This is a genomic window from Mesorhizobium sp. M0491 (genome assembly GCF_040321265.1).
In the GTDB taxonomy this organism is placed as follows: Bacteria; Pseudomonadota; Alphaproteobacteria; order Rhizobiales; family Rhizobiaceae; genus Mesorhizobium.
The window spans coordinates 131,227-157,739 of sequence record NZ_JAMYRE010000014.1 but is presented as its reverse complement, the minus strand read 5'-3'; the positions used below and the strand labels follow the sequence as shown (position 1 = coordinate 157,739).

Here is a 26,513-nt window from a genome sequence, read left to right as displayed (position 1 = left end):
TTTTCGGCGTAGACCGTGTTACCCATGGCTCAGGACCCCGCCGTCTCCGGCGATGCCGCGCATCGCGGGCAGGGCATTTTGAGCAAGGTCGTGGATGTCGGCGAAGCCGAACTCCCTGACCTCCCAGTCGTCGCTCCAGAATGCGATCTTGTCGGTCGCGGCGGCGGCGCCCGGAGGTGGCAAAATCTGAAGGCTTTCGGCCAGCCGGGTCTGCGCCCAGTAGTTGTCGACGCAGTTCTGAAGAAGCGAGGCCACTGCATCGTACCACGGGTCGCCCGGCTCCGGCGGGGCCCCAAGCCGGACGATGGCGAACGGATAACGGCGGCCGACGCGATCCTCGCTCATGCGCCAGACGCCGGCACAGGGCTGGTCGCCGAAAATGCCGCCCTTGACGATGAAGCGCCAGACACGCGAATCCAATTCCCCCTCGTCTGGCCTCTCGCGCAGTTCCATCGACATCCACCGGTCCCAGCGGTCGATGAACGCTCGCGGCAAGTTCGCGGCGACAAAATCTCCGGTCGCCGGAATCTTGCCGAAGAAGCCGGTGCTCATATCTGCGGCGGACATGAGAATTTCTTGAACATTTGCAGGTTGTAAGGGTTTTCGACGCTGGCGGCCTTGAGCTCGAAATCGGCGTACATGCCTTTCGTGCCCAGCCGCAGGCTGTAGACATCGGACAGCGAGGTTCCAGTGAATCGGCCGCTGCGCAGCATCCTCAGCCACGCCCAGCTGCCGGTCTCGTTGAGCATGATTTCGGGCGAACCATCGATGGGCTGGAAGGCGAGCGAGATGACCCCGGTGCCCTCCTTGCCGGGCCAGGTCATCGGTTGCGGCCGCGTCGCGTTGTTGAAGTAGACGAGGGTCTGGCCATCGAGATTGAGCGTTACGCGCGTGACGTTCGGAGACAGGTCCTTGGGTTCCAGCGTGAAGCTCATCACCGGTCCTGTACCGCCGGGAAAGAGATCGTCGCGTATCCGCCTGGCCTGCTCGAAAGCCGCCAGCGCCGAAGGGTCGAGGCCGAAATCGGCACGCCATTTCCACGGCTGGCTGGCGGTGTCGACATAGCTGATCAAATGGTCGTTGGTGAACGCGTCGATCAGGCCCGCCGGTCCGAACAGGCGGGCGAAGTCGCGGACATTGACGTCCACCGCGCTTTCGGGACTGAACGGATAGCGGTCGTTGAGCGCCGCCTGGCAGAAGGGCAGGATGTCGGCGCGCCAGATGGCGTTGAGCTCCGAGGTGACCGCCTTTTGCGTCAACCCGCTGGTGTCGCCGGCGACACCGCCGAGCCAGTCGTCGACCGGGTCGGGCAGGATTTGCGCTTGCCTTGCGACCGCCCCCGTCAGTTCGGCGAGGCCGCCTTGCTTCTTGATGGCATCCTGGGGATCGGGATTGGCCGTGACCGTCTGCAAAACGTTGGACAGCGCCGTCAAAGCCACCACCGCGGCGTCGAGTGCTGGCGGCTGGCCGTCGACCTCGGCAATAGCACCTTTGAGCGGCTTGAAGTGTTCGGCCACCAGGTTGCCGGTAAGATCCACCTCGTCAGCTGAGCCCGCGCGTGGAAGCAGCTTTGCCCCCGTTTTGACGATCTTGCCGAGCTTGCCGAGTTTGCCGAGCAGTTTCGAGCCGCCCTTGGCCGCCGCCTTGTCGTCGGCCGGCGCTTCATCGGACCGGGTAAGCTCGGTCTCCTGAACGACCGCCGTGAGCAGGCGTTTCAGCGCTGAATCGGCGCTGGAAAGATCCTTCAGATTCTCACTGGCGACATTGAGGTCGCTCAACGGCGCCAGCCTCATATCGCGCAGGAAGCTGTCCCACTGTGCGATATAGTCGTCGTAGTAGAGCTTCAGGATGTCCTCGGACAGCGCCGACACGGACGTTTCGGAGTTCTCGGAGCAGCCCCCGGCGAAGACCGCCCGATCCAGCGCCGCTTGTGCTGCCACATCCTCGATCCGGTCGAGAACGGCGTCATGGAAGCCTGCATAGGTGAATGCTCCCGAAATGCCGACGCGAAGCGTCTTGCCGGAGCGACGCGCAAAAACCTTGGCGCCGTTGGGACCGGCGAAATTCGCCGGAATCCATTCTTTGAGCCCGGCCACTACCGGATCGGCCAGCAATTGCTTGTAGGCACGCGCCGGCAATGAAATCGTGCATACCGTTTTCAGCGCTTCGGCAACCAGCGCCTGGTCGGGCTCGATATAGCTTTCGTCGACCGTCATCCGGCGGATGGCCGCAAGCTGATGCTCTTCGGCATCGGCGGTTGGAAATGGTGCTGCGGCCGCGAATTCGGGAAGGCTGTTGACCCACCAGTTCTGGGTGTAGTCGGGATCCATCTGCGACAGACCCGTCATCATACGATAGGTCTTGAGAGCGCCGAGCATGAAATCCGGATCGCGGATCTGCCGCCACATGGTGGCCTCGAGAAGGGCCACCATGTGCGGCTCAAGCACGTTGCGCAAGGCGTGATCGTAGGTGTCGGTCTGAGCCCGCACCAGTTCCGCCGAGGCCGATGGCCCTAGCAGATCCTGGACAGCGGCCGGCGGTGCTGTCCGGGCATTTGAGACCGCGTCCATTGCCTCGAGCGCGCCGTCGATGGCAGGCTGCTGCACCGATGCCGGGTTTGCGGCAGCCGAGGTCAACGGCGTCTGCAGCGCTTCGAACTGGCTTGCCTGGGCCGAGATCGCATTGCGGTTGTCGTAGTAGGACCAGGCAAACACCGCACTGGCCAGCAAGCCCGCTGTGGCACAGGCAGCCGCCGCGCCCCGCCAGATCCAGGCGCGGCGGCGTTGCGCCAGCGGGTCGAACGTACCCAGGCCTGCTTCCTTGAAGATGACTTCGGTGAGCAGGTTCTTCAGGAAGAAGCTGCGTTTCTCGACCCTTGGTGCGGGCAGGACCCGCCGTGGCGGAAGACCGAAAGACGACGACAGCGCCGCGGTCAGTCGGTCGATAGGCGCCCCTTCCTGAGTCGCCGACGTCAGGTAGAGGCCGCGCAGCCATGCAGCCTCTTCATACCGGCTTTCGCCGAACATCGCCTCGACCAGCACCTGGATCGGTTCGGACAGGCTTGCGAGTTGGGCAGGAAACCGGAAGATCTCTGCACGGGCGGCGAGTTTTTCCTCATCCTCCAGGCGCGGCACCAGCCGCCGCTCCAGCTCCGTCGCCAGCGTCGAAATTTCGCGTTCGATGGTCTTGGCATCCACGCGCGCATCCAGCGCGAAGGTCGTTCCCCACACCTGCTCGCGCGAGGCGGTGGACAGACCGCCGAAGAAGGCTTCGAAACCCTTGATCAGATCGGCCTTGGTCAGCATCAGATAGACCGGAAGGCGGATTTCGAGCCGGTCGTTGAGCTCGGCCAACCGGCGGCGGATCTTGCGGCCGTGCGCCTTGATGGCTTCGTCGCCCTCCGAAAGCACGTCGATCGAAAGCGCCACGATGACGCCGTTGAGCGCGCGGCGGCCGCGATGCTTCTTCAAAAGGTCGAGGAAGCCCAGCCATTCCGCCGCGTCCACATCGGGCTGGCTCTCCTGCTGCACATAGCGGCCGGCGGTATCGATCAGAACCGCGTTTTCGGAAAAGAACCAGTCGCAGTTGCGGGTGCCGCCGACCCCTTGCAGGTCGTCGGTGAGGTCGATCGGAAAATTCAGTCCGGACTGCCGCAGAGCCGTGGTCTTGCCGGTGGCCGGCGGCCCGACGATCACATACCACGGCATGTCGCGCAGAAACTTGCGGCCGCCCAGCTTGCGGCGCTTCAGTTCGGCCATCACCTCGGCGAACTTGGCACCCACGGCAGCGACGTTCTCTTCGCCGGGGCTCAGCGGCTTTTCCACCGCGGGCGCGGCAATGTCGGCGACGAACAGGCGGTTGGCGCGGATCGCCCGGCGCTGGGCGACGATCAGCCAGATCAGCCAGAAGATGACCAGCAGCGCGATGATGACGATGCGCACATTTTCAGAGGCGAACGGTTCGTAGGCACCGACCCTGACGATCGGACCGAACACCCAGATGACCAGGGAAAGCAGCGTGATGCCGATCAGCGTCCACAGCCAGCGCGATGTCAGAACCGCCCAGAGGAAGCGCAGGATGAACATCTCACAGCCTCTTTTCGACAAGCACCTCGGCGCGGCGGTTCAAGGCTCGCCCCTGGCGCGTGCTGTCGCTGGCCACTGGATCGGTGGCCGCGCGGCCCTCGGAATGGACGCGGTCCCGTGGCACTCCGTTCTGGACCAGCATGTCGGCAATCGTCTGGGCGCGAGCCTCGGACAGCCGCTGGTTGGTCGACAGCGGATTGGTCTTTTGCAGAGGAACGCCGTCCGTATGACCGATCACCGTGATGTTTCCGATCAGCTCCTGATTGGCGAGGATCACCTTGGCGATCGAACCGATCAGAGGCTCGAAGCCTTCGGTCAGTTGTGGCCGCGACGACTGGAACAGTTCGGGGTTGGAGGCCTGGATGATCAGCTTGGCCAGCGAGACGCTCTCGGTGCCGCTGAGGGCGGATCTGAGGTCGGCCGGTGCACCGGCCTGAAATTCCGGCAACAGCGCAAAATCCACTTTCTCCGGCGGCGGGGCCTCGACCTTGGGCGACGTACGGCTGATGTCGCCGCGTGCAGGCGGCGGCAAGGTGCGCACAAGTGCGGAAAGCTCGACCGCCTGGCTGCTCAGTCCCATCGAGAGCCCGATATGGATCGCTGTGGAAACAACCGCCGCACCGAGCGCCATGACCCAGATCGGAACGATGAAGCGCTGCGGCTCGTCGGATGCGATCACGCCCTTCCAGTTTGGCGACAGTGGCGCGCCTTCAGCGTCGGCATCGCGCAGGAAGCGTGCCGCCGCCACGCGAACGGCATTGAGCGAACGGTCGCCTGATCGCCCAGGCACGCGATATTTGCCGCGGAAACCGAGCGCCATGCAATCATACTGCAGTTCCAGCAATTCGCGATCGCGGTTGGGATGGCGTTCCAGTTCGTCGAGACGCGTGAAGAACTGCGTGCCGGCATCGACATCGCCACGCAGCATGACCACAAGCGGCTGCCGAGGCCAGGCGCTGGCCCCACCCCAGGGCGTGTTCAGAGCCAGATCATCGAGCAACGCCGCCACGATCCAGGCTGCCTGGTCGGCCCTCTCCATCGAGGATCCCGTCGACATTGCCATGTCGCGTGCCCGAACCAGTTCTTCGAGCAATCGGGTGCGCAACGTTTCCGGATTCTCCGGCGGCAGCGCACTCTCGAGCTCGGGAGCGAACTCGAGCAAGGGTGCGAATGCGTTGACAAGCGCGTTCGGGTGGGTCCGAGACCGCTTTACCACCGCCCCCGGCAACAGCGGCGCCATCGGTCGCGGCATCGGCGCGCCGGTCAGTCGTATGCGGGTGCGTTCGCGATCATCCGACAGTCCGAACGGATCATCGCGGCTCATGATCTCACCTGTTCACCGAATAGCAGTCCACCTGCGGCTCGCTTGGCAACACGCCCGAAACGCCGATGACAAAGCCGGGAGCATCGAGCAGCGAGGCCCAATGCTCGCTTTTCTGGTCCAGCTCGAGGCACAGCCGATCGCCATCGTAGGGGATCTCGCGCGGCTGGGAATGAAGCGGTTTCAGCGGAATGCCGGGCAATCGCGATTTCCACAGGCCCTCGAACTGGTCGGCCGAGCCGACAGTCGCCTGATTGACGAATATCTTGCGCAGCGCGTCCTCCGACAGCTCCGAACCGACCCGGATGACGATCCGGCTGGCCACCAGCAGCTTCGGGTTGTCGATGCGGATTTTCCAGACATTGGTCGAATGCCGCATGACAGGCAGCGCACGCGATTTAGGCTCGATGTAACGCAGGCTGAGGATGAGCGAGCGCAGCGCATCCGCCAGCGCCGAATAGGCGGGGCCTGGCGCCATGTGATCGTAAGCGGGTAATTCGCCCAGGCGCCGCGCGCTCGATCCGTAGGTCGCCATCGAACCAGCGAGCCCGGCAAGTTCCAGGTAAAGCTCGGCCGGATGGAAGACATCCTGCGCCAGCATGTGGGCGAGCCGCGGACGCGCCGCATTGGCGAGATTGAGCATCAGCAGATCTTCGACGCTGCGCCCAGGCCCGCCCATGACCATCTTGCCATGCGCCTCGGCGATCTGCTCGAGGCCTGTGACAACTTCCAGAAGCAATTGCCGATACCAGGCCACCGCGCCGGTAATCAGTGTCGGCGGCAGGAAGGTCTCGTCCAGAGAGACGCCACCATCGGCTCGAACCCCCTTGAGGTCGGCTATCGGCAAGGCTGTGTAGCCACCGACCGACTTGCCGGGTGCAAGCAGCAGCGCCTGCGGACGGGCGATCTCGATTTCTTCAGGATCTGAACCGCCCTGGACGGCGTCACGCACCGAAACGACCCGCCCGTGATAGCGTGCTCCCGAGGCGGCTGCGTGTGCCGGATCGAAGCCGACACCTCCCGGAGGCTCCAGAGGCAAGGCCACCAGCACCGGCCCGGCGCTCGTGTCCGGGGTGACCGGCAATGGTCGCGGCGCGTCCATCATGTCTGGAATGGAGAAAGGTGTTCCGTCCGGAAAGATGCCCCGTGCGGACAGGATCGAGATCTGGCCGGCCTCCAGCAATGCCTGATCCAGCGTCAGCTGCTGGAAGCCGAACGTATGCAACTGCCCGGCCTGCAACGCGCCGCGCACCGTCGCCTCGAAAAAGCGATCCTGCTGCTGGAAATGCTGGGTCCGGAGAAACAGACCTTCGGACCACAGCACCCTGTTTGCATCGCTCATGCCGCTACTCTCTGCATCGAGCTCCCCTTGCCCTGGCCGTTAGGCGGAAATGCCGCCGCTGCCAAGCGAGACGTTGACCGTAAATTGTGATCCCGCCGACACTGACTTGGTCGTCCGCCAGTTCCGGCCGCCGGGCTCGCGGATCAGTGCAACGAAGCCCAGCGCCGTCGCGTCCGGCTCGACCGTGATGGTCTTGGACGCGGTCTTTCCCGGCCCGACGGCTATCTGGTCGGATCCGATGAGGTCGCCTGCGAGTGCCGAACCGGCATCCCCCTGCAAGGCAAAGTAGTCGGCGGAATTGAATTTGCCGGTGCTGCGCAGCCGCATGACGAGGACCGTCACCGGCCGGTCGCCGCCGCCCGGTCCCGGGTTCATACCGGCCCCGCCGGTCAGTTTGACGGTGATCACCGATGGTTTCGGCGGCCCGCTCTGGCAAGCCGTAAGCAGCCCGGTTGCGCCCAAGGCGACAATGAATTCGCGTCGATCGATCATGTCTCACTCCTCCTCATATGCATCCCGAAAATCAGCGCCGATTTCGCCCAGAAAGCTTTTTTCCGCGCTCTCGGCGATTTCACGGTGGCGTTTCTGGTAAAGCTCCCACAGCTTGGCGCTGCGTCCGCCCGAAAGCAGCGTGCCGATCGCGGAATTCGATTTCAGCTCTTCCTCGATCGCTGTCGGGTCAAAACGGTCAATCATCCGCCGCAAGGCGCCCTGTACGCCGCGCCAGGCGCGCACGTGATGTTGGGCGAGGTCGCGAACCGCGTCGGCGATTGCCGCTTCGCCGGCGAGAAATCCAGGGCTGCGCTCGGCGAGAAGCGTGACGATGGCGTCGTCGACCGTCGGCAGAAACTTGAGCGGATTGACTTCGGAAGCCCCAACCATGGTCTGGGCGACGCGAGCGTTTCCCTTTTCCTCGGCCCGTTTGCGCAGAAGCTGCATCAGGCCTTCCATCATCAACCGATATTCGCGGCCAAACTTCTCCATTTCCGCAATGCTGTCGCGCTCGGGGAAATCGGCTTCCTCGACACCCATGCCATGCAGGAATGCGGAGCGGAGCGCCATGTCCCCCAGTTGCGGCGCTGCCGGCAGGCGGGCGGGTTTGGCAGCAGCACCTGCCCGCGCCGGAGGCGGGACGTCAGCCGCTTGCGCGGGCAAATCCCAGGGATTGGCGGATTGTGGTCGTTGGGCGATGCGCTCGCGCTGCCCGGCCGAGCCGGTGCCGTTTGCCGAACCGGGCGCCGCGGCCGATCCGAAACCAAAATCATCCTTGAAATCGGACGGCTTTCCATGAGCGGGCTCGGCTCCCCGGCTGGGAGACGGCACGGGGTCGAGGCCGAAGGGGTCCGCCTGGTTCGCCGCGCCGCCCGGTTCGCGGTAAGAGGCGGCATTTTTCGACACAGGCGTTGAAACCGGATCGAGGCTGAACGGGTCATCGAAACCAGGCGAACTGCGCTGGCCGGAGGTGGCACGCTCGAACGCGCCTGGAACCGGCCGTTCGAACGGGTCCGGCAAATCCGCCGGACGTGGCCGTCGCGGCTCTTCTTCGACCGTGGCGGAAAAGAAGTCGTCGTGGCCGATGCTCACCGGCGCCCGGGATGCCGGCGGCAGGCGTTCCGGAGCCGGCTGGCCGGCTGTGGGTGCTTGGGCGGTTGGCGTCTGCAGATCGACATAGACGACGTAGTCGCCCAGTCTTAGCCGCATACCGCTTTGAAGACGCGTCGACTTGCCGGCGCCGAGCGGGCTGTCAGAATCGTTTATGAACAATCCGCTGCTTGACGTATCGGTGACGAAATATCCATCTCGCCCGCCCGAGATCCTGCAATGAGCTCGCGAAACGAACATGTCGGGATCGTCGATCTGCCAGCCTGCGTCCGCGCTGCGGCCGATCACCAGGTCGCCTTCGTCCAGCCGGGTGTGCCGTACGGCCTGGGTGCGTGGCCCTTGCTCCAGCGTCAGCAGCAGGCTCATGTCGCGACCCCCGCCATTTCCGGCTGCCATCCGACGATTGTGCGCAGCCGCAGATCGTCAGCATCGCCCCTTTCAACAGGCCGCGCAAGCCAGGCAGTTCGGCCGAGCTGTACCGCTCCGAGACGGGGCGGCGGCACGGCTTCCCGCGCAAGCACGATGCGCAGATCGACGTCGAGCGATTCCCCGACCATGTCGCGAACGGCTTGCTTGAACAGTTTGAACCGCTGGCCACCGGGCAGGAACGCCTTGAAGTCCTCGTACCCCAGCGGGCCGACACGGAGCTCGATTCGGCTTTGGCGGTTGAAAACGCGCGGGCCGATTGTCGCTCCTCGGCCAAGCCCTGCATAGGCTTTTGCAAGACGGGTCTGGAGCCCGGTTGGGATGATTATCCAGGCGGCGATGAACTCCTTAATCTGAACCGGCACCTTGAACGCTTCCGCCAGGAACAGCGTCAGCCGTTCCGGGCCGTCGACCTGGCTGGCGAGCGAAGCCGCCTGGCGAAGCTTCACCGTATCGAGATCGGTGTTCTGGGTGCCCGGAAGTCCTATTCCCGCCATGGCTTCGAGCATGGCGCGAACGCGCCCGCCGACCGCGCGTTCGACCTGTACGGCCGGATGCGCATCCGCCCATGCCCGATAATACAGGGCGATCATGCGGTGCTGAAGAATGTTGACGAAGTCCACGAATGTCGTGTCGCTGGTTTGCTGGGCATCGGCGCCGGTGAACCAGCGCTGCGACAGACGATCGAGCACCCAGCGTGTCAGATGCAGCGGCAGCGGACCTTCGGGTCCCATCAGGCCGAGATTTGCGACGGTGACCCTGGCCGGAGCCTTGTCCTTCGCGTCGTGGAATTCAACCACGTCCCTGGCCGAAAAGCTAAGACGCACATGCTGTCCGAGCCTTGCAGGCTCGCGCTCTGGCGAGCCGGAATAGCCGAACAGCCCGCCCCTCCGTTCGAGTCGGCGCAACAGTTCGAAGAAGTCGAACGTCCCGGACAGCGCCTCGGCATGGTTCGGGTCGACTGTGTCTAGATCAGGTAGCGATTGCCGGGCGTCATCGGCCATGGCACATCCTCCTGCTTCTGCAGCAGCCGCGTACGGGTTCGCACGAAGCCGTTTATCCCGGCATGCCGGGCAAACAGCCGTGCCAGCAGGGCCGAAAGCAGCAATGTGCTTTGCCCTGCCAGGACCAACTGGTCGACATGCAATGTTACTTCCGTGCCACGTCCAAAGCACATCGGGCCGTCGATCTGCAGCCGTTCGATGACCGACCGCGAGTCGATGCGAACGATCGAATGCACGTTGCGGGCAAGGCTCGGATCTCCCCGGTCGGCGTAAAGATCAAGCAGCGCATGCAGCGGATCGACGCCGCGGCCTTCCTTGGCAAGGCTGAGAAAATTGAGCGCCAGTTGCGCCACCAGCCGCCAGGCGAGATTGTCGGCGCGCGATTCGCCCGCCGCGCCCGAAGGCAGCGCCGCGGGGATGGCCGGGCGAGGCGGACGCAACGCGCCGAGAAGCCGCACCGTTTCGACCGGGTCGCCGGCCTCCAGCGTCAAAGTGGGATTGTCATCGAGGATCGGCAGATCGCGGTTGGTGCAAAGCGCCACGATGTCGACACGCTTCAGCGACCGGTTCGCCTGGCTTTCCACCGGGCGTGAAATTGCCAGGAAAACATCGTCCCCTGCGTAGGAGGTGCGGGTCAGCCCGTCGCGCCGCTCGTCTTCCGTCGCGCGACGAGGACGCCGCTCGGTCGAGTAGACCCAGCCACTGCCACGATTCTGACCCAGGCTGAAGAGCTCCGGAATTTCGGCATCGCTGCCCCCGGTGTCGGCGTCCTCCACGCGGATGACCCGATAGATTTCGAAGTCACGCGCCCGCGTTCGGTCGGCATGCAGCACCTGGCGCGTCCTGCGCGGATCAAGCTCGATGACGTTGCACTCACGCTCGAAGAGATTGATGATCGGCGTTGCGAAAAGTTCGAAATCGGCCGGGGTCAAGTCGGCAAGCTCGGGCACTGGACGCCTGAACATGAAGATGATCTCGAGCCCGGCGGCGCATCGGCGCACGACGGGCTGCAGTCCGGAAACCCGCGCATAGTGAAAGCGCTCGGGCATCATGAAATATTCGCGCAGCAGACGGTACCCCTCGAATGTCGGACGGGTCCGAGGCATCAGGGCTTCGTCGTCGCTGATGCCGATCATTTCGGGTTCCGGCAAGGGCGATACGGGGTTGGTCTTGCCTTCCGCGCGTGCGCCAACGGCCGAACAAGCGCCAAAAATCGCGTCGAGAATCAAGGGTGCCTTGGTGCGCCCGGAAAAATAGAGATCAAGCTTGTCGAGCGACAATTCGTCGAGCCTGCCTTTTCCGGTTCGGGCCAGCACGATGCGGAGCGCCGCCTCGCCGGCCACACCGCCGATCGGCCCTATGCCGGCCGCCGCCAGCGCGCTGCGATCTTGAAAATAGCTTACCGAAGTCACCGCTATCGGCCACAGCGTGACGTCCTGGGCGGTGGTGAAGGTGCAGCGCGTCGAAAGGCCGGGCTGCAGGCCGGAAACCAGCCGGGTGTTGCGCTTGACGACATGGCCGGCAACCATCGTCTGGACCTGCTGGCCGGGTTTCAGCACCACCATAGCCGTTGCCGGCGCCGGCGTGACCAGATCGGGATAGAGGACATCCAGCACGCTGCGTGAAAACCGCGAGCGCTCGGCATCGACTTTCAGCCGGGTGCGCGCCGCGAGAAAAGCGACGCCGTCAAGCAACCGCTCGACATACGGATCCGGACACGGCACCGTGTCGAGGGAGAGATTGCGCGCCACCGCCGGATGCAGGTCGGCAAATTCCGCCGCCAGCGCACGGATATGGGTCAGTTCCTCCTCGTAATATTCCACGAAGACCCGATCCATCTCAGGCCTCCCTAAATTCGGTCCGCGCCAAGCCGTTGTCGAGATTGATCGTGGTGCGCAGACGCATGCGTTCCGGCGTCGGCGTCATGATCAGCACCGCGTCAATCTCGATCTTCAAACCCACGCTCTTGTCGCCAAGCGTCACCGTGACCTTCGTCGTACTTTCCTTGAGGCGTGGCTCGAAGGTAGCAAGCACCGAGCGGATCTCGCGGGCGAGCGCCTCGCGATCAAAATCGCGGGAGGAACGGCCCGAAAAGGAGGGCACGCCGTAGTTGATCACGCTTCGGCGCACCTCCGGGAAATCGGCGAGCGACGGCGGGTTGTCCGCTGCCTGCTCGCTTTCGAGATCGGAAAGAAGCGGAACAGCCTCGAAACGCTCGGTGTTGAACAGGGCCTCGATATCGCGCCGCACGGCCTCCCGGAGCACGCGGGCCGACACGACCACGCCGCGGCTTTCCATCTCCACGCGATGCTGGATCTGAAAGGCCAGGCGGTGCAGGCGCCGCTTCTGATCGGCCGTCAGCTCCGCATCGGCATCGATGAGCCGCGCGCTGCCCGCAACCAGACCCTCCAGCCGGTCGGCGCCGAGTTCGTCCTGCAAGGCCTGGCGCAGCCCGTCTATCTCGGAGGTCATGCCCGGCAGGTCGTTTACGAGGCGGTCCCAGAGAGAGGGCTGGACCGCTTCGCGTTTTGCTCGCGAACCAGCGGTGACCTGCAGCTTGTCCGCGTCGGGCCGCCGGCCCTCACTTGCCGACATAGACATCCATTTCGATTTCGTCATTGCCGTCATAGACGAACTTGATCTTCTTGTAGGCGAAGCTGACCTCTTCCTCGATCAGGTCTTCCTCATCCTCCGCCTGCGACAGGTCGTATTCCATGATCGAGGCGTCGGTGAGGGTGACGACCAGGTAATCATTCGTCTCGCCATCGATGGTCCGGCGAGCCGAGAACACCACTTCGTCCAGCGCCTTGTTCTCGAACAGTGCTTTCTTCAGATAGGGCGAGGACTTGTCGTAGTGCTTGGTGAACTTGATCATTCCCAAGGAGACACGGCCGCGGCGCGAGAGCGAATTCGGATCGTATGGCGCGACTATCTTGTAATCGACCCCATGGATTTCGATTTCGTCCTCGTGGCCGTCACGAACGCTTGGGCCTTTGATATCCGGAACTTTTAGAAAGCCATCAATCTTCGTACCTGTGGGCATTGTCTTTCTCCACCGCTTTCAAAAAACCAAGATGGTGTTGCTGCAATTCAAGTCTTCACGGACGGTAGTTCCGAGACCAGTCGGAGCGAGGCATTGATGCCCTCGAGCTGGTAATGCGGACGCAAATAGAAGCGGGCGTTGTAATAGCCCGGCCGCCCCTCAACGCTGTCCACCTGAACCTCGGCCGCGGCAAGCGGGCGCTTGGCGCGCGCCTTGTCGTCGGCGAAGGCCGGGTTGGCCAGCACATATCGGTTGATCCATTCGGTCAGCCAGATCTGCATGTCGGAGCGCTCTTTGAACGAGCCGACCTTGTCGCGCGCAATGGCCTTGAGGTAATGCGCAAAGCGCGAGACCGGGAAGAGATAGGGCAGGTTGGCACTCAGCCGCTCATTGGACTGCGCGTCGGGGTCGACCAGCCGCCCCGCCCGCGTCTCGTCGTCCTGCAGTGAGTGTGCGCCGATGAAGGCCGCGAGATCGGTGTTCTTTCGATGCAGGATCGGCATCAGGCCGAGCTTGGCCAGTTCCGCTTCGCGCCGGTCGTCGATGGCGACTTCGGTCGGACATTTCATCGCGATCGATCCGTCATCGGTCGGGAAGCTGTGCACCGGCAGGTTAAGCACCGTGCCGCCATTCTCGACGCCGCGGATCTGCGTGCCCCAGCCATAGAGCTTGTGGCTGCGGTTTATGTTCACGCCCATAGGGAAGGCGGCGTTCATCCAGACATATTTGTTGTGATCGCCCTGCACCTCTTCCTCGAAGGTGAAGCCCTTCACCGGAACGGTATCCGTGCCGTATGGCAGCCGCGCCAGAACACGCGGCATGGTCAGGCCGATATAGCGAGCGTCCTCGCTCTCGCGCAACGACTGCCACGAGGCATAGGCCGGGTTGGAGACGATCTGCTGGAGATCTTGCGGGTTCGGCAATTCCTGCCAGCTGTCCATGCGGAACAGGCGCGGCGAGGCGGCTGCGATAAACGGCGTGTGTGCTGAAGCACAGATGCCGGAGATGTTACGCAACAAACCGACGTCGCGCGGGTGGTTCGAGAATTCGTAGGCGCCAATCACACAGCCGATCGGCTCGCCGCCAAGCATCGAATACTCGTCCGTATAGACTTTCTTGAAGATCGGGCTCTGATCCCACATCTGGCCTTCATAGTCTTCGAGCGTGTCGGCCAGTTGCTCCTTGGAGATGTTCATCACCCGGATCTTCAGCTTCTGATCCGTCTCGGTGTTGTTGATGAGATACCAGAGGCCGCGCCATGTGCCTTCCATCTCACGCACTTCGGGCGCGTGCAGGATCTCGTTGACCTGTGTCGTCAGCATCTTGTCGATGCCCGCGATCAGCGACTTGATCGACTTGATCGCATTGGAGGAGATGGTGGTGGTCTCGGAACGGGACTGCGCCGCGAGTGCGAGATTGCGCACGAGTTGCTGCAGTTTCTCGCTGTCGTCCTTCTTGACCTTGAAATCCTTCTCGAGAAGCCCGCTGAATTCTCCAAGATCTATGGCTTCCGCCTCGGCGGCGACGGCGGCGGTCTTTTGCTGTTCGGCCATGATTTACTCCCCAACCTTGTCGTCGTCGGCCAGCGCCTGGCTGGCGATCTTGCCAAGAAGTGGTTCGTTGTTCAGAAGTTGCGCGATGCGTTTTTCGGCGTCGACGCGGCCATCCATGAAGCCAAGCAGTTCCTCGAGTTGGCGGCGCATCTTGAGGATCTCGGCCAGTTGCGGCACCTGCTCGGCAACCTTGTCGGGAGCGAAATCGCCCATCTTGGTGAAGGTGAGATCGAGCGCCAGTTCCTCGTCGCGCTCCTGGCCTTCGGCTTGCGGCAGCGTGTTCTTCACCCGGGCTTTGACGCGCGGCCCAAGCGCTTCCATGAATCTGGGGAAGCGGTTCGCGTCGGTCTCGACGAAGGACCGGTCCAGCACCGATTTTGACGCTTCCTTGGTCTGCGAAGCGCCGGAAAGGTCGGCCATCACGGCCATGACGAAAGGCAATTCGATCGTGGTCGGACTACCGTAGGTTTCCACGTCGTAGGCGATCTGCACCCGCGGCGCGCGATTTCGTTCGATGACCTTCGCTTTGCTTTCGGCTGGCATGTGCTCTTACCTTTCATCCTTCTGAGCCGTCTTCTTGACATCGGGAACGCCGGCAAGGAGCCGGAATTCCTTCAGCCCAGACGGGGCGAGATCTTCCATCAGTTCAACGAAATCCATGTGCACCATGCGGCGCACACGCCGCGCCAGATGCGGTATCGGGCTCGAGGGTTCGGTGCGGTCATAAAAGGCGACGACCAGGTCGAGGCATTTGACCACGTCGTCGCGTGAGGAAATCCGGTCGGGAAGCCCCGTGCTGGTATCCGTGTAGCTTGCCGCACTTGCCATAGTCTCGGCTCCATGACCGTTTCGAGCAGGCGTTGCCGGTTCTGCCGCAGTGGGCGTCTTGGCCATGCCATTGGCCACCGCACCCGAGTTCCGTTCGAGGGTCGTCAGCAAACGCTGCAGAAACCGGTTTAAGTCCGGAACGGGAGCGCCGCCGCCCTCGAGGCGGGCGTTGAGGGCGGTTTCGACCTCGTCAAGGGCTGCGATCGCCGCCCGGACGTCGGCGGCCAGCGAGACCATCTCTGCACCGGCTTGATCAATCTGAGCCGCACAACCGGCGCGCACCCGGTTCAACAATTGTCCGTGCGCACTGACCAGTGCGGCCTTTTCCGCCGTGTTCAATCCCGAGGCGGCTTCCTGGAGCATGACACGGTCGTCGAGGGCGGCTTGTTCCAGGTCGCGTCCGCTGATCGGCCCGATCGAGCGTGGCGTAAAGAAAATCATCTGCCGCAGGTTCGCCAACAGCCCGTCCTGGCCATTCTGGAGATCGAGCAGTGCGTTGATCCGGCGCAAGGCGGCGTCGCGCGGCGAAGCGTTGGGCCGCAGGGCCGGATGCATGGTTTCCCAATGCTGATCGAAGGTCTGCGCAATGAGGGTCAGGCCTTGCGCCAGCCCGGCCAGTCCGTCTTCATTGGCCAGCGCGCGCGTGACAATGACGAGCAGGCGCAGGTCCCGGCCATGCGCGCGCAATTCCGCCGCCTTTGCCAGCACCGCGGACCAGTCGACTGGAATGGTGCTTTGCGAAGTGGGCTTGTTGTTGCCGTCGTGGACGACCTTGACCTCGGGCTCGGTCCGACGCTCCAGCTCATGAAAAGCCGGGTCGTTGCGCAAATCCTCCCCTGACGGATTTTCACCGTCGAGCGGAGTAAGCCAGAGTGCGACATCAATCACACCAACCCCCAGCGACCGGCCCTCAAACCGTACGTGACCCAACGTTATCACACCGTTGTACTTTACCACAATTCGACGACTGCTTAAAAATTAACAGAAGCTTAAATGCCGCCGCCTCTTGAGCGTGATTGCCGAACCCCGATTGTGAAATGCAATGCATGGAGGCCGGCAATTCCGTGGTTATTTGCGGCTGGTGGTGCGGGACTTTCCACAAACGCAAGGTAGCGGCTGAGCCGCGTATCGAGCCCCGTCCATCACGCGCTTTGTCAAGTGACGGCTTATGTGCCAGGTTATGGACTGGCAGATTGCAGGAGCACGTTCGATGGAACAGCGCCGGTCATCGCAGACCTTCAAACGCAAGGAACTGGTCGGCAAGCTCAATCCTGTTGGCCTGCGCGCCTTCAAGGCTGCAGCAGACACCGCCAAACTGCGCGGCAATCCTTACGTCGAACTCGTCCACTTCATCGAGCAACTGGTGCTTTCCGACCGCTCGGATATGCAAATGATAGTCGCCGATGCGGGGGTGGATGCGAGCCGGCTTACAGCCGATATGACCCGCGCGGTGGATAAGCTGCCTTATGGCGCAACGTCGATCGAGGAATTTTCCGACCATATCTTCCACGCCATCCAGGAAGCCTGGAACCTTGCAACGCTTGAGTTCGGCGTCGAGGAAGTCCGCAGCGCACATATTCTTCTTGCTTGCCTGAAGACGCCGGTGCTGGAAGGCCTGCTGTCGAAGATCAGCGGCGAGTTCGACAAGATCGACGTCGACGCGGTCATCGCGCGGTTTGCCGATGTGATGGAGGGCTCACTCGAAGCCGGCGCCTCGACTACGGTCTCCGCAGCGGAGGCACCGCGGCGGGCTTCGGGCGGGGATTCGGCGCTGGCGAAATATGCCACCGACCTGACCCAGCGCGCCCGCGACGGCAAGATCGACCCTGTTGTCGGCCGCGATCCGGAGATCAGGCAGATCGTCGATATCCTGATGCGACGGCGGCAAAACAATCCGATCCTGACCGGCGAGGCTGGAGTCGGCAAGACCGCGGTCGTTGAAGGTTTTGCTTTGCGCATCGCCCAGGACGATGTGCCGCTCCCACTGCAAGGCGTCAGTGTACGCATGCTTGATGTCGGATTGATGCAGGCGGGAGCAAGCGTAAAGGGTGAGTTCGAAAAACGACTGAAAGCTGTCATTGATGAGGTGCAGTCGTCCGAGACCCCCGTCATCCTCTTCATCGATGAGGCCCACACCTTGATCGGCGCCGGCGGCGCTGCTGGAACCGGCGACGCGGCCAATCTCCTGAAGCCCGCGCTGGCGCGCGGCGAACTTCGCACCATCGCGGCAACGACCTGGGCCGAATACAAGCAGCACATCGAGAAGGACCCGGCGCTGACCCGCCGTTTCCAAGTGGTCAAGATCGAAGAGCCGTCGGAGGCGGTGGCCGTTCTGATGTTACGCGGTGTGGCTGGCGTCCTGGAGCAGCACCACAAGGTGCAGATACTCGATGAGGCGATCGAAGCGGCGGTCGGCCTGTCACATCGCTATATCCCGGCACGGCAACTGCCTGATAAGGCCGTGAGCCTTCTCGACACCGCCTGCGCCCGTGTCGCCATATCGCAGCACGCCACGCCGGCCGAGGTCGAGGACATCATGCGCCGCCGCCAGGCGCTGGAGGTCGAGCGCGGCATCATCGGCCGCGAGGCCGCGATCGGCATCGAGGTCGCCGACCGGCAGGCGCGCGTCGAGACCGGGCTTTCCGAAACCAAGGTCACCCTGGCCGTAGCGCAGCAGCGCTGGGATCGTGAAAAGACACTTGTCGCCGAGATCCTCGAATTACGCGCCAAGCTGCGCGGCGAAGGAGTCCCGCTCGATGCGGCGGCTGCCGCTGAAACGGCAGCGGCGGACGCAGAAAGGACCAAGGTGCCCAAGACTGAGCCGCCCAAGGCTGAAACGGCGAAGGCGGAAACCACGAATACCAAAACAGCTAAAGCCAAGGCCGCCAATACCGATGCGGAGACACCGGACGCTGCCGACCCACCTGATCCTGCCGCCGATCTCGCCCGGTTGCGAGAGCTGATGGCCGAGCTGGCCGAGGCACAAGGCGAAACACCGTTGATCCTGCCATCGGTAGACCGCAACGCAGTGGCCGCCGTGGTCCAGGACTGGACCGGCATCCCGACCGGACGGATGCTGTCCAGCCAGACCGAAAAGGCGCTCAAGCTCGCCACCACGCTTTCGGAGCGGGTCGTCGGCCAAGGTCACGCCATGGAGATGATCGCCAAACGCGTGCAGACCAGCCGCGCCGGGCTTGGCGCGCCGGAAAAGCCGGTGGGCGTCTTCCTGCTCTGCGGCCCCTCGGGCGTCGGCAAGACCGAAACCGCATTGGCGCTCGCCGAAACGCTCTATGGCGGGGAGCAGAACCTGATCTCGATCAACATGTCCGAGTTCCAGGAGGCGCATACGGTCTCGACGCTCAAAGGCGCGCCGCCCGGTTATGTTGGCTACGGAAAGGGCGGCATCCTGACCGAAGCGGTGCGCAGAAAACCCTATTCGGTGATCCTGCTCGACGAGGTCGAGAAGGCGCATCCGGATGTGCACGAAATCTTCTTCCAGGTTTTCGACAAGGGGATGATGGACGACAGCGAGGGCCGGCGGATCGACTTCAAGAACACGCTGATCCTGCTCACCTCGAATGTCGGCTCGGAAGTCATCATGGACCGCACCAGGAACGGCACGCTGCGGGCCGGGCTCGATGATCTGGACACCGCCTTGCGCGGCCCGTTGCTGAAGGTCTTCCCGGCGGCCTTTCTCGGCCGGGTGGTGACCATTCCTTACTATCCGCTCTCGGATTCGATGATCGAAGCGATCACCCGTCATCAGTTCGCCAAGATTGCTCGCCGGCTGCGTGCAACCAACGATGCGGAATTGGTGATCGGCGACGGTGTCATGGATCTGGTCAAGGCCCGCTGCACCGAGATCGAATCCGGCGGGCGGATGATCGATGCCATCCTGAGCAACACGCTGCTGCCGGAACTGAGCCGCGGCGTGCTGAACCGCTCGCTCGAGGGCGAAAGGATGACAAGGGTAACCGTCGGCGCCTCCAAGGAGGGCTTCACCTATTCCTTCGAGTAAGGAAAGTTGATGACGGTTTGCTTCGGCTTCTTCGTGCATAGGCAAGCTGAGCCGACTAGCCTGGGAGCGGCCGGTGGCGGTGAATTCGTATGACGCAATCGGTTAGAAGAATGACGGTATTCTTTTACCTGCCACGACACCGGATCTGCGAGTGGCTTTAGTCAAACACGCTGCGGCCGCTGTGGGCGAAGGCATCCAAGGGTCGCGGAGAAGGTGCTACAGATTGTGATACCTATTGTGATACAAATCGGACGTTGGAGCAGAAAAAACATAATAAAAACAATAGCTTGATCCGGGGATAGGTCCCAGCCAAGGGTACCATAAATAGTCAGGTCATTTCAAAGACTTAAAGATTTCTGGCTTAGCCAAGCTGGCTTGAGTGTCAGTGCATTCTGTGGACGTGTACCATAGGGAGCTCGTCGAGCTATGCCTATGACGGTCGAACCTGCGACGTCGGCCGTCGTTTCGCTTGAGATCTTTGCGCAGCCAAAAATGCCGGCGTCCACAGGAGGCTAACGCTTGCGGAAACCGCAGGCCTGAGGCCGAGCGGCTATAGCCGGCAGGCCAAGTACCTTCTCGCCGGGAGCGGAATTGCTGGCCCGGTGGTGAGCGGATCTGGTTCTGACGCAAAAGCTGCGTTGCCCGCGGCCGGTGCCCCAATCCCTTTCTTGGCCAAGACGGATACTCCAGCGTTCAGCGGGCGTTGCGGCTCCATGCATACCGCCTCGTTTTCAGCAGCCCTGCATGAGGCGATCTCGAATCATCTCTGCAATCGGGATCGCCGAGGAGGCGGCGGGTGAAGGGGCGTTGCAGACGTGCAGCATGCGGTCCGTTTATGCGAACAGGAAATCATGGATGAGGGCACTGTCTTTGCGCACGGCTTGCGCGCGGATGCCTGCTTCGTGCGGGAGCAGGTCGGCGAGGCCGAGGCTCGGACAGTATTTCCGGCCAACAGCATCAGGCTGCAGCCGGGATATGTCTCAACCAGCCGCATGGCCGTCGCCAGGTCGACGATGCCGCCGCCGATAACGCAATAGTGGGGCACGCTTGCACAGTCGCCAGCCTTTGGCCGGCAGTTTCAAAACTCATTGTCCAGAGGGACTTCCAGACCCGCGATCTGTCGCCGTCCTTGTCGGCAAGCAGTAGCTGACGATCAATCTCCTCGCGTGGTATCGACATTTCACGGCGGCCAGATATCGCTGCCCAGATCTCGCTGCCAGCGTGGACCGGATGTCGCCGCAGCATACCAAGAAGGACGGTGCTCTTTGACAATCTTCCCCTTCACCGAAGCCACCTCGATCCAGTTCCAGCAGCCCCTGCCGAAGACTTCGGACGTCGTGATCATCGGCGGCGGGGTCATTGGCGTGAGCACGGCACTGTTCCTGGCGCGACGGAACGTCTCGGTGACGCTGCTGGAAAAGGGCCGCATCGCCGCCGAGCAATCCTCGCGCAATTGGGGCTGGATCCGGCAACAGGGCCGCGATGCCGACGAACTGCCGATCGTCATCGAAGCGCAGCGCCTCTGGCGGCAACTGGCGCAGGAATGTGGCGAGGACATAGGACTGAAGCAGACGGGCGTTACCTATCTTGCGCGGACAGACAAGGAGATGGCCGGTTTCGCGAAGTTTCTCGAGATTGCCCAGGCTCATGGCGTCGACACGCGTCTCCTCGACCAAGGTGAGTTGGCAAGCCTGATCCCGGCCATGTCGCGACCGTTCAAAGGCGCAATGATCACCCCATCGGACATGCGGGCGGAACCTTGGGTCGCGGTGCCCGCGCTTGCTCGCCTGGCGGCCCGCGAAGGTGTGACGATCATCGAGAATTGCGCGGCACGTATGCTCGACATCTCCGCGGGACGCATCAGTGGCGTCTGGACCGAGAAAGGGCGCATCGCGACCTCGAGCGTCGTCGTCGCCAGCGGCGCGTGGACGTCGCTCTTTCTGCGCGCCCACGGCATCTCGATTCCGCAGCTCAGCGTCAGGGCGACCGTCGCCGCGACAGCACCGATGCCGGAGATCTACGCCGGTGCCGCCGCGGATGAACGCATCGCTTTCCGGCGCAGGCAGGATGGCGGGTATACGCTCGCATCGGGAGGCAGCAGCCAACTCTACATAGGGCCGGACGCATTTCGCCATGCGGGCAAATATTTCAGCGCCCTGATGGCCAATCCCTTCGGCACGCGCTACCTGCCGGCCGCGCCGCGAGGATACCCGGATGGCTGGTCGACGCCGCGCAGATGGAACGCGGATGAAGAAAGCCCTTTCGAACGGATGCGGGTCCTCAATCCCGCTCCCGAGACGTCGGCGCTCCGCGCCATCGACCGCGGGTTCAGGGAGCTTTTCCCTCAGTTCACGACTGTACCGCTCAAGGCGAGCTGGGCGGGCATGATCGATGCGATGCCTGATGTCGTGCCCATCGTCGATCGCGCCGCTGCGATCCCGGGTCTCGTTATAGCGACCGGGATGAGCGGCCACGGCTTCGGCATCGGACCCGGCATCGGCCGTGTGTTGTCCGACCTCGTCCAAGGCAACGAGACTGGGCACAACCTCTACAGGTTCCGTCAATCCCGTTTCAGCGACGGCAGTCCGATCCGATTGGGGCCATCGTTGTAAGCGTTCCTGCCGCCCGCCAGCCCATCCGCTCTGGCCTTGAAGGACCGGACGAGGATCTCAGGTGCCGCATGCCCGGGCGTAGGCCTCGATGCTCCGCCGGACGTGACCGATCGCGATCTCCTCGACGTCGCAGGCGCGGTCAGCCCATGTGACTGCAGAAGGCAGGTGCTGGAGAAACAGCATCACCGGCACCTTGCGGCCGTTCAACGTATCGAAGAGACGGTTGCAGGCGGCACGGGCTTGCGGGATCGCCCAATAATATCGGATGCGATCGGAATAGGAGTAGTGGCGCAGCGTCCGCTTGTCGGCATCGCTTCCATGATAGTGGCTTGCCCAATTCTTGGGGGTGCCTTGCATCAGCTCTTCCATTGCGTGGTAAAGCGGCCGCTCGCCATAGTCAGGCACCAGGTCGGAAGCGATCAGGTCGAGCGAGTACAGCGCCTCGCGCAGCTTGAAGGTCAGCTCGGGTCCGACCTTGAGGACGGCGAAGCCGTCCTCGACGAGTTCACGCAACGGCCTCTCACCCTGATAGTCCGTCGAATGGGCTTCGAAAATGAGCGACGGCAATCTGTCGAGGGTTGCCGCCAGGTCGCGGGCCTTTGCCCGATCGTAGAAAATCACATTCTGGTTGCCGAACTCCACGCCCGGCTGCACCACAAGCCCGATGACGCGGGAAAATGCGCTTTCAAGCCCGGCGGTTTGGAATGCCTGGGCGTGAATGGCATGTGTCTGGCTAGCCGCCTCCGGACTGGTCGGGGTGATCGCATCCAAAGCGTGATCGGCGCCACCGGGCGGCGGCACCTCCGTCCCGATGATGTAGACCGGGCTTGCCCCGCCGCTTTGCGCTGCCGCCTGCTCCGCGACGCCCGCCAGCCTGGCCGCGCGCCCGGCCACCGTGTGGTCGTCTAGCGTCGCCGGTTCACCCGCGCAGCCCATCGAAGCATCGAGGTGGATCTTGCGGAAGCCGGCGCGGACATAGGCATCGACCATCGTCCCGGCCTGCGCCATCGCCTCCTCGGCGGGCCGGTCTTTCCAGGGATTAGGACCGAGATGATCCCCGCCAAGCACGATCAGCTCTTCCGGGCACCGCTCGGCTGCCGCGAGCGCTTCCACCATCGCCGCGAAATCGGCCGGCGTCATGCCCTTATAACCGCCCAGATGATTGACCTGATTGCACGTCGCCTCGATCAGCACGGTGGTGCCGGTTTCCCGGCCGTGGCGCAGTGCGGCTTTAAGCACCAGCGGGTGCGCCGAGCACACCGAGGTCACCCCGATTTTCTTCCCGTCCCTGTGCAGGGCCGGCAAATCTTCGATCGCCACACGCATCAATTTCTTCTCGCCGTTCTTGCCATGAAATCTTCCAGCTCGGCCGGCGTGCCGGCTCCCTCCATGGGACCGTGGCGTGTGACGTTGCGCGCCCCTGCCGCGTTGGCGAATTCGAGCGCCGTCTGCAGCGCCATGCCCAGCCGCCGGCATGCGACATAGGCTCCCCCGAAACAGTCGCCGGCCCCGGTGGGGTCCGTTTCCTCGACGATCAGGCCGGGGCAATCGGCGCGGGCTCCGGTGCTTTGACGGGCTGACGCGCCATGTTCGCCGCGCTTCACGGCGATCTCCTTGACCCCTCGTCTGAACAGCGCCTCGATCGCGCGTTCCTCGCCGTCCGTGCCGGCGGCCAGGAACAATTCATTGCCCGACGGCAGCAGCAGGTCCGCTTCGTCCACCAGACCGGCGAATTTCTCCTCGGTCTGGCCGTGCGCCAGCAATTCCTTGCGCAGGTTCGGATCGAGCGACATCGTGCCGCCGCGTGCCTTGATCAGCGGGATCGCGCGTTCGGTGATCGCCCAGGCTGCGGGACTTGCGAACACCGTTCCCATGACATGGATATGCCCGCAACGCGCGATCAGCGCCTCGACCTGCGGGGTCCATTCCAATCGAGCGGCGGCGGATTTGGCGATGTTGTAGACGAAATCGCGGCTTCCGTCCGTGCGGTAGCGAACAAAGGCGCTGCCCGTCGGATAATCCGGGGAAACAGCGATGGCGGAAGTGTCTACGCCGTCCCGCTTCAGGCGCTCCACGTTGACGACGCCGAAATCGTCGTCGCCGACCACGCCCACCATTGCGGCCGCTCCGCCCATACGTGCGCATTGATCGATGAAGATGGCGGGCGCGCCGCTCGGAAAGGGGCCAATGAGGTCGATAGGTTCCCGGAAGCCGGTGCCTGTCTGCCTCGCGACGATCTCTACCAGGATTTCTCCAATCGTCACGGTTGGCCCGAGCGAGTCCGCTGCAAGTGTTTGGGGGAGGTCGTTCATCAAGCGTCCATCCTGGTGTGGTGTCGTTTGCGGTTTCACGACGCCGAGGCGCAAGGGGGATTCCTACCGGTCGATGTGAATCGATCAGTTGCCATCACGCTACGATCCTGAATGCATGGTCAAGCGCACACCTGGAAGGTAACGACGCGCAAATCCTCAGCCTGGAAACAGATCCAGGATCGACGACAGACGGTTGGTGCTGAGATCGACGTCGCCGAGCAGGCCGCCGCTGGGGAGATAGCCAACCACGAACAGACCGGCGGCTCGTGCTGCCTTAGTGCCGGTGCGGCTGTCTTCCACGGCCACCACCGACCCTGGAGCTACGGCGAGCTGCCGGCAGGCCTCGCGATAGGGCGTGGGGTCGGGCTTGCCGGCCGACACGTCGTCGAGGCTGATTGTGAGACTCATATGATCGAGCACGCCGAGCGCATCGAGATTGGCATTGACGACTTGCCGGCCGGAATTCGAGACGCAGACCTGCGGGACGCCGCGGTCAGCCAGGGTTCGAATCGTCTCGACCGCCTCGGGGATTGGGACGGCGTTCGCCCGGTTCGCGACGTAGTGGGCATTGATAGCGGCGAGCCACTCCGCCTGGTCGAGCCCGACTGGGAGACGCGGACGCAGCATTGTCCAGACGTCGCCCATATGGATGCCGCGAAAGGCTTGGTCGGGCAGGTCGTCAAGATCGACGTTCCAGTTGCGGCAGCCGGCGAGGAGGGATTGATGATGCAACGGCTCGCTGTCGATCAGCGTTCCGTCGATGTCCCAGGCGACGGCGCGATACATCACGATGACGATCCCGCTCTGGTCGCGCCAGGAGCCGACAGGCGCGCATAAAGATCGCGATAGCGGCGATAGCCGTCGCGGTAGATGTCAGCCTTGCGCGGGTCGGGATCGAGCCGGTCGGCGAAGCTGACGAAACCGGAAACGCCCGACCAGTCGTCGGTTAGGCCGACGCCGATCGCCGCCGTCCAGGCAGCGCCGATGCAAGAGCCGGGGTGCCCGGTCAGGCGTTGGACCGGCTTTTGCAGGACATCCGCGACAATCTGCATCCAGACCTTGCTGCTTGAGCCGCCGTCGGAGGCGAGATAGCGCTCGGTCCGGTGGCCCATGTCGTTGAGCACCTCGACATGATGCGCGATGGCAAAGGCATAGGCCTCGAGCAAAGCGCGCCAGACATGGCCGATATCGTGCGACAGCGTCAGCCCATCGATCACGCCACGGGCCGCTGGATCATGGATCGGCGTCTTCTCGCCGAGGAAATAGGGCAGGATGATGAGGCCATCGGCACCGGCGGGACGCTCTGCCGCCAGCGCATCGAGCCGCTGGTGTACCGAAATACCCTCGGCCTGTGCCGCGACCATCTCGCCGCCGGCGAAATTGCGTACGAACCAGTTGAGGCCCGAGCCGCCGGTCGACATGCAGCCATTGGGCATGAACAGGCCCGGCACCAGATGGTAATCGAGATACATGCGCGGATCTGGCTTGATCTGATCGGTGGCGATCAGGATATCGACCGAGCCGCCGAATTTCAGGAGGACATCGCCTGCTTTGGCAACTCCGGCGCCGAGCGCGGAAGCGATCATGTCGGCCGCACCACCGACGACAGGTGTTCCCGCCATCAGGCCGGTCTCATCCGCGGCCTTTGCCGAGACGGAACCGAGGATCTCATGCGAGGCGATCTTTCGTGGCACGGCCGAGCGCGGTATGTGAGCGAGCGCCACCAGATCGTCGTCGATCCGGTGCGTCGAAACATCGACGAAGCCTGCCTCCAGCGCCCAGTTCTGCTCGACCGCACGTTCGCCGGTGAGGCGCCAGTTGATATAGTCATAGGAGCCGAAAACGGTGGCGATGCGGCTGAACACCTCCGGCTCGTGACGCTCTATCCAGCGCAGCTTTGCGGTGACGAGCTGTTGGTTGATGCCGTTGCCGGCCTTGGCGATGAAAGCCGCCTCATCGCATTCGGTCCGCAGTTCGGCCACTTCGGCGCCACAGCGGCCGTCGCTCTGCTGAATGCTTGGCCGCAGCACTTCGCCCTGGTCGTCCAGGAGAACGACCGCCGGCAGCATGCCGGTGGTGCCGACCGCCACGATCTCCTCGGCCTTGATGCCGCTGGTCCTGAGCAACTCCTGCACGATGTCGCGGACATTGATCCACCATTGCGTGGGATCTTCCTCGGCCCAGCCCGCATGCTCGGAATGCAGCGTGACGGGGCGCGAGGCGAGGCCCAGCACCTGATCGGGAAGCCGGATCAGAATGCCGATCGTCGAGGTGGTGCCGATATCGAGACCGAGAACGAACGCCATGTCGAATCCATTGAAATGCCGGGAAGGGCAGGCGGGCGAACCTGTCTGCCTCGTTGTGTCC

General features: G+C 63.3%; 19 protein-coding genes and 1 pseudogene. 2 read left to right on the top strand and 18 right to left on the bottom strand.

The annotated features are described in order from the left end of the window. Positions 1 to 18: 18 nt before the first annotated feature. Genes tagF through tssA form a run of 13 tightly spaced genes read right to left on the bottom strand, consistent with a single transcriptional unit; the run spans position 19 to position 16,092 of the window. Complete coding sequence (tagF, locus tag NKI69_RS19820; RefSeq protein ID WP_050592624.1) at positions 19 to 552, bottom strand: type VI secretion system-associated protein TagF; 534 nt, start codon at positions 550 to 552, stop codon at positions 19 to 21. After that, positions 549 to 4,085, bottom strand: a complete 3,537-nt coding sequence (gene tssM / locus NKI69_RS19815) for a type VI secretion system membrane subunit TssM (protein ID WP_023809150.1) — start codon at positions 4,083 to 4,085, stop codon at positions 549 to 551. Before tssM ends, tagF begins: the two co-directional genes overlap by 4 nt. A 1-nt stretch (position 4,086) precedes the next feature. Beyond that, positions 4,087 to 5,409, bottom strand: coding sequence for a type IVB secretion system protein IcmH/DotU (gene icmH, locus NKI69_RS19810; RefSeq protein WP_023809149.1), 1,323 nt, complete (start codon positions 5,407 to 5,409; stop codon positions 4,087 to 4,089). Between the two features lie 4 nt (positions 5,410 to 5,413). Then, positions 5,414 to 6,748 carry a type VI secretion system baseplate subunit TssK gene (tssK, locus tag NKI69_RS19805; RefSeq protein WP_023809148.1) on the bottom strand — a complete coding sequence of 445 codons (1,335 nt, stop codon included), beginning with the start codon at positions 6,746 to 6,748 and terminating at the stop codon, positions 5,414 to 5,416. 39 nt (positions 6,749 to 6,787) lie between these two features. After that, positions 6,788 to 7,240 (bottom strand): type VI secretion system lipoprotein TssJ, encoded by a 453-nt coding sequence (gene tssJ / locus NKI69_RS19800; RefSeq protein WP_023809147.1) that lies wholly within the window; start codon positions 7,238 to 7,240, stop codon positions 6,788 to 6,790. A 3-nt stretch (positions 7,241 to 7,243) separates the two neighbouring features. Continuing rightward, positions 7,244 to 8,716 (bottom strand): type VI secretion system-associated FHA domain protein TagH, encoded by a 1,473-nt coding sequence (gene tagH / locus NKI69_RS19795; RefSeq protein ID WP_023809146.1) that lies wholly within the window; start codon positions 8,714 to 8,716, stop codon positions 7,244 to 7,246. Then, on the bottom strand, positions 8,713 to 9,780 hold the full coding sequence (gene tssG / locus NKI69_RS19790) for a type VI secretion system baseplate subunit TssG (RefSeq protein ID WP_023809145.1): 1,068 nt from the start codon (positions 9,778 to 9,780) through the stop codon (positions 8,713 to 8,715). The genes tagH and tssG overlap by 4 nt, the downstream gene beginning before the upstream one ends. Further along, complete coding sequence (gene tssF, locus NKI69_RS19785; RefSeq protein WP_023809144.1) at positions 9,744 to 11,618, bottom strand: type VI secretion system baseplate subunit TssF; 1,875 nt, start codon at positions 11,616 to 11,618, stop codon at positions 9,744 to 9,746. Before tssF ends, tssG begins: the two co-directional genes overlap by 37 nt. A gap of 1 nt (position 11,619) precedes the next feature. After that, the gene (gene tssE, locus NKI69_RS19780) at positions 11,620 to 12,375 is read right to left on the bottom strand and encodes a type VI secretion system baseplate subunit TssE (RefSeq protein ID WP_023809143.1); all 756 of its coding nucleotides are present in this window, start codon (positions 12,373 to 12,375) and stop codon (positions 11,620 to 11,622) included. Then, positions 12,362 to 12,823, bottom strand: a complete 462-nt coding sequence (locus NKI69_RS19775) for an Hcp family type VI secretion system effector (protein ID WP_027035516.1) — start codon at positions 12,821 to 12,823, stop codon at positions 12,362 to 12,364. Before NKI69_RS19775 ends, tssE begins: the two co-directional genes overlap by 14 nt. Positions 12,824 to 12,870: 47 nt before the next feature. Then, entirely contained in the window at positions 12,871 to 14,376 is a 1,506-nt protein-coding gene (tssC, locus tag NKI69_RS19770) for a type VI secretion system contractile sheath large subunit (protein WP_023809141.1), read from the bottom strand. A gap of 3 nt (positions 14,377 to 14,379) precedes the next feature. Further along, positions 14,380 to 14,919 (bottom strand): type VI secretion system contractile sheath small subunit, encoded by a 540-nt coding sequence (tssB, locus tag NKI69_RS19765; RefSeq protein WP_023809140.1) that lies wholly within the window; start codon positions 14,917 to 14,919, stop codon positions 14,380 to 14,382. A gap of 6 nt (positions 14,920 to 14,925) precedes the next feature. Beyond that, entirely contained in the window at positions 14,926 to 16,092 is a 1,167-nt protein-coding gene (tssA, locus tag NKI69_RS19760; protein ID WP_023809139.1) for a type VI secretion system protein TssA, read from the bottom strand. A 322-nt stretch (positions 16,093 to 16,414) separates the two neighbouring features. Between tssA and tssH the strand changes: the two genes are divergently transcribed. Further along, positions 16,415 to 19,222 carry a type VI secretion system ATPase TssH gene (gene tssH, locus NKI69_RS19755; protein ID WP_023809138.1) on the top strand — a complete coding sequence of 936 codons (2,808 nt, stop codon included), beginning with the start codon at positions 16,415 to 16,417 and terminating at the stop codon, positions 19,220 to 19,222. 731 nt (positions 19,223 to 19,953) lie between these two features. Here the strand turns inward: tssH and NKI69_RS19750 are convergent. After that, positions 19,954 to 20,169: pseudogene (locus tag NKI69_RS19750) on the bottom strand (L-2-hydroxyglutarate oxidase); the annotation flags it as partial. A gap of 318 nt (positions 20,170 to 20,487) precedes the next feature. Here NKI69_RS19750 and NKI69_RS19745 point away from each other — a divergent pair. Then, a complete protein-coding gene (locus tag NKI69_RS19745) occupies positions 20,488 to 21,834 on the top strand; it encodes an NAD(P)/FAD-dependent oxidoreductase (protein WP_023809136.1) in 1,347 nt (448 codons plus the stop codon). Positions 21,835 to 21,891: 57 nt separating this feature from the next. Here the strand turns inward: NKI69_RS19745 and NKI69_RS19740 are convergent, their stop codons facing one another. From NKI69_RS19740 to NKI69_RS19725, 4 genes are all read right to left on the bottom strand, one after another. Further along, a complete protein-coding gene (locus NKI69_RS19740; RefSeq protein ID WP_352722407.1) occupies positions 21,892 to 23,160 on the bottom strand; it encodes a D-tagatose-bisphosphate aldolase, class II, non-catalytic subunit in 1,269 nt (422 codons plus the stop codon). Further along, complete coding sequence (locus NKI69_RS19735) at positions 23,160 to 24,146, bottom strand: tagatose kinase (protein ID WP_128302642.1); 987 nt, start codon at positions 24,144 to 24,146, stop codon at positions 23,160 to 23,162. Before NKI69_RS19735 ends, NKI69_RS19740 begins: the two co-directional genes overlap by 1 nt. A gap of 156 nt (positions 24,147 to 24,302) precedes the next feature. Next, positions 24,303 to 24,932, bottom strand: a complete 630-nt coding sequence (locus tag NKI69_RS19730) for an HAD family hydrolase (protein WP_292336009.1) — start codon at positions 24,930 to 24,932, stop codon at positions 24,303 to 24,305. After that, entirely contained in the window at positions 24,932 to 26,452 is a 1,521-nt protein-coding gene (locus NKI69_RS19725; protein WP_352722406.1) for an FGGY-family carbohydrate kinase, read from the bottom strand. Before NKI69_RS19725 ends, NKI69_RS19730 begins: the two co-directional genes overlap by 1 nt. Positions 26,453 to 26,513: the final 61 nt, after the last annotated feature.

What these genes read in the sequence shown, in the direction of transcription:
- tagF (WP_050592624.1), bottom strand. Translation starts at nt 552, where the DNA reads ATGAGCACCGGCTTCTTCGGCAAGATTCCGGCGACCGGAGATTTTGTC.
- tssM (WP_023809150.1), bottom strand. Translation starts at nt 4,085, where the DNA reads ATGTTCATCCTGCGCTTCCTCTGGGCGGTTCTGACATCGCGCTGGCTG.
- icmH (WP_023809149.1), bottom strand. Translation starts at nt 5,409, where the DNA reads ATGAGCCGCGATGATCCGTTCGGACTGTCGGATGATCGCGAACGCACC.
- tssK (WP_023809148.1), bottom strand. Translation starts at nt 6,748, where the DNA reads ATGAGCGATGCAAACAGGGTGCTGTGGTCCGAAGGTCTGTTTCTCCGG.
- tssJ (WP_023809147.1), bottom strand. Translation starts at nt 7,240, where the DNA reads ATGATCGATCGACGCGAATTCATTGTCGCCTTGGGCGCAACCGGGCTG.
- tagH (WP_023809146.1), bottom strand. Translation starts at nt 8,716, where the DNA reads ATGAGCCTGCTGCTGACGCTGGAGCAAGGGCCACGCACCCAGGCCGTA.
- tssG (WP_023809145.1), bottom strand. Translation starts at nt 9,780, where the DNA reads ATGGCCGATGACGCCCGGCAATCGCTACCTGATCTAGACACAGTCGAC.
- tssF (WP_023809144.1), bottom strand. Translation starts at nt 11,618, where the DNA reads ATGGATCGGGTCTTCGTGGAATATTACGAGGAGGAACTGACCCATATC.
- tssE (WP_023809143.1), bottom strand. Translation starts at nt 12,375, where the DNA reads ATGTCGGCAAGTGAGGGCCGGCGGCCCGACGCGGACAAGCTGCAGGTC.
- NKI69_RS19775 (WP_027035516.1), bottom strand. Translation starts at nt 12,823, where the DNA reads ATGCCCACAGGTACGAAGATTGATGGCTTTCTAAAAGTTCCGGATATC.
- tssC (WP_023809141.1), bottom strand. Translation starts at nt 14,376, where the DNA reads ATGGCCGAACAGCAAAAGACCGCCGCCGTCGCCGCCGAGGCGGAAGCC.
- tssB (WP_023809140.1), bottom strand. Translation starts at nt 14,919, where the DNA reads ATGCCAGCCGAAAGCAAAGCGAAGGTCATCGAACGAAATCGCGCGCCG.
- tssH (WP_023809138.1), top strand. Translation starts at nt 16,415, where the DNA reads ATGGAACAGCGCCGGTCATCGCAGACCTTCAAACGCAAGGAACTGGTC.
- NKI69_RS19740 (WP_352722407.1), bottom strand. Translation starts at nt 23,160, where the DNA reads ATGCGTGTGGCGATCGAAGATTTGCCGGCCCTGCACAGGGACGGGAAG.
- NKI69_RS19735 (WP_128302642.1), bottom strand. Translation starts at nt 24,146, where the DNA reads ATGAACGACCTCCCCCAAACACTTGCAGCGGACTCGCTCGGGCCAACC.
- NKI69_RS19730 (WP_292336009.1), bottom strand. Translation starts at nt 24,932, where the DNA reads ATGTATCGCGCCGTCGCCTGGGACATCGACGGAACGCTGATCGACAGC.
- NKI69_RS19725 (WP_352722406.1), bottom strand. Translation starts at nt 26,452, where the DNA reads ATGGCGTTCGTTCTCGGTCTCGATATCGGCACCACCTCGACGATCGGC.